Raw genomic sequence first — 9,762 nt, forward strand, 5'->3', positions numbered from 1 at the left:
GGTCTCACCGGCGAGCGCCCGCAGGGCCAGGTCGCGGTCGGTGACGATGCCGCTCAGCTTGCCGTCATTGAGCACCAGTGCCGAGGAAACCCGGCGGCTGGACATCATCTCCGCCAGCTCGCAGACGGGCGTCTCCTCGCTGGTGGTGACCAGATCGGTGGCCATCAGGCTGGTTACCGGCGTGAGCATGCCATCCGGTGACACCATGCTGCGGGTGGCCCGGAACAGGCGCCGGCTGCGCTGGCCATGGAAGAAACGGTCGAAGTCCCGGAAGCGCCCGCGCAGGTCCTGGTAGGCCTTCTGCGGCAGGAAGTAGATCAGGCTGTCCTCGATCAGGACCGCCCGCACACCGGGTTCCTGCTGGAGAAGCCCGCTCAGGGCGAAGCTTTCGCCCTCGGCCAGACGGTCGAGCAGCTCGCCGTCCTGGCTGCGGATCTCGACGGCACCACTTCGCAGAATACGCAGTCCCTGATCCCGGGTGTTCTCGTTGAACACATGCCCGTTGCGGAAATAGCCGATCTCCATCTCATGGACAATGCGCTCAACCTCTCCTTCGGGCAGGGCGTTGAAGGGCAGTGTCTGGCGGATGAAATCCGCGATGGAGGCCAGCTCTGGCGGCAGGGACTGGGTTTCGGTCATTTCCGGAAGTCCTCCCCGAAACTGGTTTCGTAATCGATGAAGACGGTCTTGGCCTCGCCGTAGTAGCTGGTGCCGTCCGCCCGGGCCAGGACGCGCATGCGGGCCTTGGTGCTCGCTTCTCCCGGAATCACGCCTTCCCAGCGGGTGCGTCTGTCGTTGGCCGGCTCCAGAGCGGTCTGTTCCGTTTTCTCCGCGCCGGGGTTTACCCAGCCCATGCTCATCGCGTCCAGCGGATGGGCGGATTCCAGTCGCACCGCCAGCTGGTTCTCGCCGTCGGCCCGGTCCACCTGGATATCCAGCTTAAAGTTGCCGTTGGTCATGGTGCAGGTGCCGCTCTCATAGCGGCAGTTCGAGTCACCGATCAGCTCGTAACCTAGCCCCTCCTTTGCCGGCTCCTTGCGTTCGCCCAGGGCGGTGTCCGCGGCGTACCAGGCCAGAATGGCCAGTGCCGGAGCAACCAGAAGCGCGACAATGAAATGGAAATTGCGGAACATGCAGGGCCTCTGATTCGGGAAAGGGAATTGCCGGGAGAGCACTCTGTTACAGAAGGGCGCTCTCGCGGCAGCTCCATCTAGGGTAGCTGAAAACGGACAGTGCTGCCGAAGCAGCACTGTCCGGGGATTGAACCCTCAGGGCTCAGTGCCCGCCTGAGGCGAGCGAGGAGCCCACCGGTACCCGCACGTCGTCCACGATGTGCTGGATGTTCTCCGGAGGTTCGGGAGTCATCTTGCACACGACCATGGCGACGATGAAGTTGACGATGGCACCAACCGCACCGAAGGCGTTGGGCGAGATACCGAAGAACCAGTTCGGATCCAGGTCTCCCAGGAAGGAAGTGCTGGCGACGAACATGATGCCCTTGTGCTGGAACACGTAGAGCAGGTTCACGGTCAGGCCCGCCAGCATGCCGGCGATGGCGCCTTCCTTGTTCATCTTCTTGTAGAAGATGCCGAACATCAGCGCCGGGAACAGACTGGCCGCTGCAAGCCCGAAGGCCAGTGCCACTGTCCCCGCGGCGAAGCCGGGTGGATTGAAGCCCAGGTAGCCGGCTACGGCAATGGACGCTGCCATTGAGATCCGTCCCGCCATCAGCTCGCTCTTCTCGGAAATGTCCGGCTTGAACACCCCTTTCAGCAGGTCGTGGGAGACCGCCGAGGAGATGGCCAGCAACAGACCCGCTGCTGTGGACAGGGCGGCGGCGAGACCACCAGCGGCCACAATCGCGATTACCCAGTCGGGCAGCATGGCGATCTCGGGGTTGGCCAGAACGATGATGTCACGGTTGAGCTCGGTGACCTCGTTCTCTTCCGGGTTGGAGCTGTAGTTGATGGTGCCGCTGTTGTCCTTGTCCGTGAACTCGATGAGTCCGGTCTGCTCCCAGTTCTTCACCCACTGCGGCCGTTCTTCATAGACCATCTCGGTGGCCTCGGTGGTGCCGAAGGTTTCCATCAGGTTCAGACGGGCCATGGCGCCAACGGTCGGAGCAGTGGTGTAGAGAATGGCGATGAACACCAGAGCCCAGCCCGCGGAGGAGCGCGCCGCCTTGACCGTCGGAACGGTGAAGAAGCGGATGATGACGTGCGGCAGACCCGCGGTACCGATCATCAGCGAGAGGGTGTAGAAGAACATGTTGATGCGGTTGTGCTCATCCACTGCCACGTACTCGGCAAAGCCAAGCTCGTTCAGGACCTGGTCCAGACGGTCCAGCACGTAGGTGCCGTGCTCGGTCAGGGTGGAACCAAGGCCGATCTGCGGCAGCGCCCAGCCGGTCATCTGCAGTGAGATGAAGACCGCCGGAACGGTATACGCTGTGATCATCACGCAGTACTGGGCGATCTGGGTATAGGTGATCCCCTTCATACCGCCCATGACCGCGTAGAAGAACACGATCAGCATGCCGATCGACAGGCCCATCTCATAGCTCACTTCCAGGAAACGGGAGAAGGCAACGCCGGTACCGGTCATCTGGCCGATGACGTAGGTCAGTGACGCCAGGATCAGGCAGATAACGCCGATAACACGCGCGGTGTTGGAGTAGTAGCGATCCCCCAGGAACTCGGGCACCGTGAACTTGCCGAACTTGCGCAGGTACGGCGCCAGCAGCATGGCAAGCAGTACGAAGCCACCGGTCCAGCCCATGAGGAAGACCGAGCCGCCATAGCCGAGAAAGGCAATGAGGCCGGCCATGGAGATGAAGCTCGCCGCGGACATCCAGTCGGCTGCCGTGGCCATGCCGTTGGCAACCGGATGAACACCCTTGGAGGCGACGTAGAATTCGCGGGTCGAGCCCGCCTTACAGTAAATGGCAATGCCGAGATAGAGCGCGAAGGTGGCGCCCACGACAATATAGATCAGTGTCTGCTGGTCCATGGTAAGCCCCTTTTACTTCGCGTCTTCGGTTTCCTGGACGCCGTATTTCCGGTCCAGCCGGTCCATGAGTTTCGCGTACACGAAGATCAGCACCACGAAGGTGACGATCGAGCCCTGCTGTGCGAACCAGAAACCGAGCGGATAGCCGCCGATGTGGATGGCGTTCAGTGCCTCCGCGAAGATGATGCCGCAGCCGAAGGACACGAAGGCCCAGACGGCGAGCAACCACCCGATGATGCGCAGGTTGTCGCGCCAGTACTGCTTCTTGAGTGTTTCATTCTGGAATGCCATCAGCATTTCCCCCCATTATTGTTGTCAACGCGTTCACGGTGGGATCACCGCTACGGCACAGCTTTGACCCGCTGACCGCCAGTCTCCATACGACTTTGGTCTAAGCTGTCGTCCCGGTTTGTTAACTCCTTGTCACGCAAGGGTTCATGGCGCTTAGACCATGGTCTAATACCCAGTGCTTCCGCCCTTGTCGACACTGGGAGGTACAAAGCCTTTCCCACTAAGGCACCGAACTGACAAACAGAACAGGATTGAGGAGGCAGTGATGAGTGACGAAGCGGTTTACCCGGTCACGGACCACTTCCGGAACAAGGCGCTGATCGACAAAGAGACCTACGAGTCCATGTATCAGCGTTCCATCCAGGATCCGGAGTCCTTCTGGGCGGAACAGGCCAAGCGCCTGGACTGGATGAAACCCTTCTCGCGCGTCAAGGATGTCTCCTTCGCCAGCAATGACGTGCACATCCGCTGGTTCGAGGACGGCACACTCAACGCGGCCGCCAACTGCATCGACCGTCACCTGGAAGAGCGCAGCGGCCAGCCCGCCATCATCTGGGAGCCGGACGAGGAGAGCGAGGACAACCGCGTCATCACCTACGCCGAGCTGCACGAGGAAGTCTCCCGGCTCGCCAACGGCCTGAAGTCGCTGGGCGTGAAGAAGGGCGACATTGTCACCCTCTACATGCCGATGGTCCCGGAAGCGGCCTATGCCATGCTGGCCTGCGCGCGCATCGGGGCCATCCACAGCGTGGTCTTCGGTGGCTTCTCGCCGGAGGCACTGGCCGGCCGCATTGACGACGGGGGCTCAAAGGTCGTCATCACCGCCGACGAAGCGCGCCGTGGTGGCAAGCGGGTACCGCTGAAGGCGAACGTCGATGAAGCGGTGTCACTGTGCAAGGAATCCAGCGTCGACAACGTCGTGGTGCTCAAGGCGACCGGCGGCAACGTCGATTTCAATGGCAATCGCGACATCTGGTACCGCGACCTGGTGGGCAAGCAGTCCGACCAGTGCGAACCGGAAGAGATGGGCGCCGAGGACACCCTCTTCGTGCTCTACACCTCCGGCTCCACCGGCAAGCCCAAGGGCGTGGTCCACACCACTGGCGGCTACCTGCTGCACACCTCCATCACCCACGAGTACGTGTTCGACTACCGCCCGGGTGAGGTCTACTGGTGCAGTGCCGACGTGGGCTGGATCACCGGTCACTCCTACGTGGTCTACGGCCCGCTCGCCAACGGCGGCACCACCATGATGTTCGAAGGCGTGCCGACCTACCCGGATGTGGGCCGCCTTGGCCGTATCATCGACAAGTACAAGATCGCCACCTTCTACACCGCGCCGACGGCGATCCGTTCACTGATGGCCGAGGGTGATGCCCCCGTGGCCAACGCCGATCTCAGCTCCCTGAAGCTGCTGGGTACCGTGGGCGAACCCATCAACCCGGAAGCCTGGCGCTGGTTCCACCAGAAGTTCGGCAAGGGGCAGTGCCCGATCGTCGACACCTGGTGGCAGACCGAGACCGGCGGCATCCTGATCTCGCCGCTGCCCGGCGCCATCGACCTCAAGCCCGGCTCGGCCACCAAGCCGTTCTTCGGCGTACAGCCGGCGCTGATGGACCCCGAGGGCAACGAGATGGAAGGCGCCACCTCCGGCGGCCTGGTTCTGAAGGACAGCTGGCCCGGCCAGATGCGCACCATCCTGGGCAACCACCAGCGCTTCGTGGAGACCTACTTCTCCACCTATGAGGGCTGTTACTTCACCGGTGACGGTGCCAAGCGCGACGAAGACGGCTACTACTGGATCACCGGTCGCGTGGACGACGTCCTCAACGTCTCCGGCCACCGCATGGGCACCGCCGAGGTGGAAAGCGCACTGGTCTCCCACGACGCCGTCGCCGAAGCCGCCGTGGTGGGCTGCCCGCACGAGATCAAGGGCCAGGGCATCTACGTCTACGTGACCCTGACCCACGGTCAGTCACCCAGCGACGAGCTCGCCAAGGAACTCAAGCAGCACGTGCGCAAGGAGATCGGCCCGATCGCCACGCCGGACGTCATCCAGTGGGCCGACGGCCTGCCCAAGACCCGTTCCGGCAAGATCATGCGCCGCATCCTGCGCAAGATCGCCGCGGACGAGTTCGACTCCCTGGGCGACACCTCCACGCTGGCGGACCCGAACGTGGTCGATGACCTCATCGAAGGTCACCGCGTCGCAGCTGGTTCCAACCAGTAAGCCGCCCTGTAGGAGCGAGCCCTGCTCGCGATTGATTGCGATCGCGAGCGAGGCTCGGCTCCTACATGGTTCACGGTTTATTGCGCAGGCGCTGAACGAGGACTATCTTCAATGGGGCACCGACCTTGAGTCGCTGCCCCATTTCCGTATGAAACCGGTAAACGCGTGATGCCCCAATCATGACCACCCTGATCGTCGCCGACGACCACCCGCTGTTCCGCTCCGCCCTGAAGGACGTGATCCGTCAGGAAGAGCCTGATGCCACCCTCGAAGAGGCATCGGACTTCGGGGACCTGCAGTCGGTGATAACGCGGATCGGGGAGCCCTCACTGGTGCTCCTCGACCTCCACATGCCGGGCGCCCACGGTTTCAGCGCACTGCTTTTCCTCACCGCCCACTACCCGGACATCCCGGTGCTGATGATCTCCGCCAACGAGCGCGACGACATCATCCGCCGTGCTGCCGACCACGGCGCCGCTGGCTTCATCTCCAAGAGTGCCAGCATGGAAGCCATCGGCCAGGCCATCCGGAACGTGGCACGCGGTGACTTCTGCTTCCCGGACGGTGTTGACCTTGCCGTACCCGGCGTCAGCGAGGAGGAATCCGGCGTTGCGGATGCGCTTTCCGAGCTCACCCCGCAACAGTTCCGCGTTGCCACCATGATCAGCCAGGGGCTGCTCAACAAACAGATCGCCTACGAACTCAACGTCACGGAAGCCACGGTCAAGGCCCACGTCACCGAGATATTCCGCAAACTCGGCGTCCACTCCCGCACCCAGGCCGCCCTCAAGCTGGGCCAGCTGGACCTTGCGGACGTCTCCCAGGAAGAGTCCTGACTGGTTCGATTGCCGGGAAGGTCAATGTCTCTCTCTTAATCTTTGGTATGCTTTCTGGCGTCCACTAAAGAGTATGACCTGAGGGGGTGGGGAGTGCTCGGAGGGAAGCTCGGTGGCCATGGATGGCCACCGCGCAGCCTACATGGACGTACTTGTGGCGATTCCCGGAGGGCACTCCCCACCCCCGATGCAGCAAGGTCTCAGTCCCCAAGACCCCGGAGCCGGGAATGTCAGCATCCATGAATGAACCCCTGACCAGCTTTACAAGAATCACCCGCAATGCCCGCCAGCGCTTCCTCAACCCGGAAACCCTGGTGCAGGCCGAACAGACCCCCTACGAGGTCATCCACAGCGACGACCTCGTGAACGTCCGCTACTACCCACCGCTGCGTGAAAACCACATTCCGGTCGGCGACGACGACACCCCCATGCCCGTCCAGCGCGATACCCACAAGGTCCCGCTGGTCCTGGTCGCCCCGCTCGCGGTCAACATGTCCATCTACGACCTGTTCCCCAACCGCAGCCTCGTCAAATACCTGCGCGCCAGCGGCTTTGAGCTCTACCTGATCGACTGGGGCACCCCCGGCTGGGACCACAACCACTTCGACATCGCCACCTACTTCGCGGACTACCTCCCCGAACTGCTGGACGAAGTCCGGAAACACAGTGGCGCCAGCGACGTCTCCCTCTACGGCTGGAGCTTCGGTGCCCTGTTCAGTTACTGCGCCGCAGCGCTGGACGAAGACAGACGCATCCGCAACCTGGTCCTGATCGGCAGCCCCTGCGACTACCACGCCAACGGCAGCATCGGTAAGCAGTACCAGCTGATCTCAAAGTCCCTGAGCTTCCTCGAGAACACCCTCGGATTCCGGGTCCACCAGACCAGGCGCCGCTTCTGGCGTTCCCCGGGCTGGGCCAACGCCACCGCCTTCAAGCTCACCTCGCCGATCAGCAGCCTGCGCAACTACCTGGACCTGGTGCGCAACCTGCATTCGGAAGAGTACGTGACCCGGAACGCCACCCAGGGGGCCTTCCTCAACGACATGGTGGCCTACCCCGGCGGCGTCATTCAGGACACTGTGCAGTACCTGTGGGTGGACAACTGCACGGCGCACGGGGATCTGCCCATGCACGACCCGGAGCACACCCTGAAGGACGTTACGTCGGACATCATGCTGGTGTACGGCGACAACGACCCGCTCGTCACCCCCGAATGCAGTCGTGCGCTCGTGGATCAGGTCTCAAGCCGCGAGATCGAGCAGGCTCTGGTACCGGGTGGGCACATGGGCATCCTTGCGGGCAGCGCTGCGCCCACGCACATCTGGCCAAAGGTGGTTGACTGGCTGGCGAAGCGCTCCGACTGACCCGCAGCGCCACCACCTGTAGGAGCGAGCTTGCTCGCGATAGCGCCATGGATCGCTTGCAAGCAAGCCCCTGCACGGGGAGGTGGAACCGCGGGAGCGAGCTTGCTCGCGATAATGTTAGTGCCCTGAAACGCCCGCAGGCTCAGTGTCCGGGCCGGCGGCGCAGCAGGCGACGCAGCGTCAGCCGCAGTGATGCCGCATCCACCGGTTTGGCCAGGAAGCGGTAGCCCGCCTCGCGCACCGCGTTGCGGATGGGATCGCTGTCGTCGGCACTGATGATCAGAACCGGTACCTTCTCTTCCCAGTTGAGCGTCAGCGCCTGCGCCACCTCCACGCCGGTCTCCTGGTCCAGGTGATAATCGGCAATCACCAGATCCGGCGCCTCGGCCGGCCGTTTCTGCATGGCCTCACCCAGGGACTTGGCGGTGGTGACCCGGCAGCCGAACTGGGTCAGAAGGGCCTGCAGACCGGCGAGCAGGTGCGGCTCGTTATCAATGCAGATGACCTGAAGGCCGGTCAGCTGTGGATCCTCGGTCTGGGGCTGATCCCGGCGGGTCTGCTCCGGCGTGCCGCGCGGTGCGGTCAGTGCGAACATTGAGCCCTGCCCCTGGATGGATCGGCAGTCGATGGGATGCTCCAGCAGGCGGGCGATGCGCATGGCGATCGGCAGGCCCAGACCCAGCCCCTGGACCTCGCGTGTGGCGTCGGTATGGAGGCGCTCAAACTCATCAAAGATGCGCTGCTGGTCCGATTCGGCGATGCCCGGACCGGTATCCCAGACCTGGATGCTCACCGACTGCGCGCTCTGGCGACAGCCCAGGACCACACGCCCTTCGCGGGTGTAGTTGATGGCGTTGCTCAGGAAGTTCTGGATCACACGCCGCAGCAGGTGGGGGTCGGTACGGATCCAGAGCGAACAGGGCACATAGTCGAGCCGTATTCCCTTGCGCTCGGCGGTCATGCGGAACTCGTTGATGAGCTCCTCCAGGATGGCGCCCAGCTCCACATTGCGTACTTCAGGTTCCAGGCGCCCGGAATCCAGCCGGGAGATCTCGCGCAGGTGGCTGATCAGGGTCTCGGCGGAGGCCAGCGCCGAATCAATGTGGCGCAGCTCCGGGGCCGCCTCATTGCCCTGCTGGCGCAGCAGGGTGGAAGACAGCAGGCGAGCCGCGTTGATCGGCTGCAGCAGGTCGTGGCTGGCACCGGCCAGGAAGCGGCTCTTACTGGCATGCACCTGGTGCAGCTCACGCTCGATCCGTGCCCTGAGCTCATTCTCGTTCTGGAGGGATTCGTTGGCGGCGGACAGTTCCCGTGTCCGTTCGGCCACCCGTTGCTCCAGGGTATCCCGGGCGTCCTCGAGTTCCGTCATCACGCGGTGGTATTCGGAGACATCGTTGTACGCGGTCACATAGCCGCCGGAGGGGATGGGCTTGCCCCGGATCTCGATGACGCTGCCATCCGGCATATGGCGCTCCAGCCGGTAGGGGCGGCCTGAGCGCAGCATCTCCAGGCGCCGCTCCACGGCGGCATTGATGTTGTTGTCGCGCACATCCGACAGCAGGCCACGGGCGGCGTTGTACTCATAGATCCGTGCGATGGGGCAGCCCACATAGAGAAGCCGTGGCGGGTAGTTGAACAGGTTCTCGTACTGGCTGTTCCAGGCCACCAGTTCCAGGTTGCGGTCCACCACGCTGATCCCCTGGGGGACGTTTTCCAGTGTGGTCTGAAGAAGGTGGCGCGAGAACTGGAGCTGCTCCGAGGTGCCGCCCATCAGATCCACGATGTCCTCCATCTGCAGGGGCGTCTGGCGCTCCAGCAGCCGGATGGCTCGGTGCGCGGAAGCCGCCCCGATGACGGACCCCAGCTTGGACTCCGTCACCCGCACGGTGTAACGCGTGGCCTTGTCGAAGGGCAGCAGGCGCTGCTCCTGGCTCTGCTCCAGTTCCGCCCAGAGCCGGTCGGACTCCTCCTGGCCAAGGACGGGGCGGATCAGGCCGTGCAGCTGGTGCAGGGGGATCTCGGTGGCAGACAG

At 63.3% G+C, this 9,762-nt stretch carries 8 protein-coding genes; 3 read left to right on the forward strand and 5 right to left on the reverse strand.

Annotated elements, in window-relative coordinates; all coding sequences use genetic code 11:
• The 4 genes from QZ501_RS13740 to QZ501_RS13755 all read right to left on the reverse strand — a co-directional run.
• A partial coding sequence (locus QZ501_RS13740; RefSeq protein WP_295720286.1) for a CBS domain-containing protein occupies positions 1–639 on the reverse strand: 639 nt, incomplete at its 3' end.
• Positions 636–1,133: a hypothetical protein gene (locus QZ501_RS13745; RefSeq protein WP_160897702.1), complete on the reverse strand. Its 498-nt coding sequence runs from the start codon at positions 1,131–1,133 to the stop codon at positions 636–638. The genes QZ501_RS13745 and QZ501_RS13740, both read right to left, overlap by 4 nt.
• A 142-nt stretch (positions 1,134–1,275) precedes the next feature.
• Positions 1,276–3,009, reverse strand: a complete 1,734-nt coding sequence (locus QZ501_RS13750) for a sodium:solute symporter family protein (protein WP_160897703.1) — start codon at positions 3,007–3,009, stop codon at positions 1,276–1,278.
• Positions 3,010–3,021: 12 nt separating this feature from the next.
• Positions 3,022–3,300, reverse strand: a complete 279-nt coding sequence (locus QZ501_RS13755; protein ID WP_160897704.1) for a DUF4212 domain-containing protein — start codon at positions 3,298–3,300, stop codon at positions 3,022–3,024.
• A gap of 265 nt (positions 3,301–3,565) precedes the next feature.
• Here QZ501_RS13755 and acs point away from each other — a divergent pair, with 265 nt between their 5' ends.
• The 3 genes from acs (at position 3,566) to QZ501_RS13770 (ending at position 7,730) form a co-directional block, all read left to right on the forward strand.
• On the forward strand, positions 3,566–5,530 hold the full coding sequence (gene acs / locus QZ501_RS13760) for an acetate--CoA ligase (RefSeq protein ID WP_295720292.1): 1,965 nt from the start codon (positions 3,566–3,568) through the stop codon (positions 5,528–5,530).
• A 179-nt stretch (positions 5,531–5,709) separates the two neighbouring features.
• Positions 5,710–6,366: a response regulator transcription factor gene (locus QZ501_RS13765; protein WP_095616503.1), complete on the forward strand. Its 657-nt coding sequence runs from the start codon at positions 5,710–5,712 to the stop codon at positions 6,364–6,366.
• A 227-nt stretch (positions 6,367–6,593) separates the two neighbouring features.
• On the forward strand, positions 6,594–7,730 hold the full coding sequence (locus QZ501_RS13770; RefSeq protein WP_295720295.1) for an alpha/beta fold hydrolase: 1,137 nt from the start codon (positions 6,594–6,596) through the stop codon (positions 7,728–7,730).
• Between the two features lie 142 nt (positions 7,731–7,872).
• Here QZ501_RS13770 and QZ501_RS13775 read toward each other — a convergent pair.
• On the reverse strand, positions 7,873–9,762 hold a 1,890-nt coding region (locus tag QZ501_RS13775; RefSeq protein ID WP_295720296.1), incomplete at its 5' end, for a PAS-domain containing protein.

The organism is uncultured Halovibrio sp. (assembly GCF_913056445.1).
In the GTDB taxonomy this organism is placed as follows: Bacteria; Pseudomonadota; Gammaproteobacteria; order Pseudomonadales; family Oleiphilaceae; genus Halospina; species Halospina utahensis_B.

Excerpts from the sequence above, each read along its gene's own strand:
- QZ501_RS13745 (WP_160897702.1), bottom strand. The coding sequence starts at position 1,133 with ATGTTCCGCAATTTCCATTTCATTGTCGCGCTTCTGGTTGCTCCGGCA.
- QZ501_RS13750 (WP_160897703.1), bottom strand. The coding sequence starts at position 3,009 with ATGGACCAGCAGACACTGATCTATATTGTCGTGGGCGCCACCTTCGCG.
- QZ501_RS13755 (WP_160897704.1), bottom strand. The coding sequence starts at position 3,300 with ATGGCATTCCAGAATGAAACACTCAAGAAGCAGTACTGGCGCGACAAC.
- acs (WP_295720292.1), top strand. The coding sequence starts at position 3,566 with ATGAGTGACGAAGCGGTTTACCCGGTCACGGACCACTTCCGGAACAAG.
- QZ501_RS13765 (WP_095616503.1), top strand. The coding sequence starts at position 5,710 with ATGACCACCCTGATCGTCGCCGACGACCACCCGCTGTTCCGCTCCGCC.
- QZ501_RS13770 (WP_295720295.1), top strand. The coding sequence starts at position 6,594 with ATGTCAGCATCCATGAATGAACCCCTGACCAGCTTTACAAGAATCACC.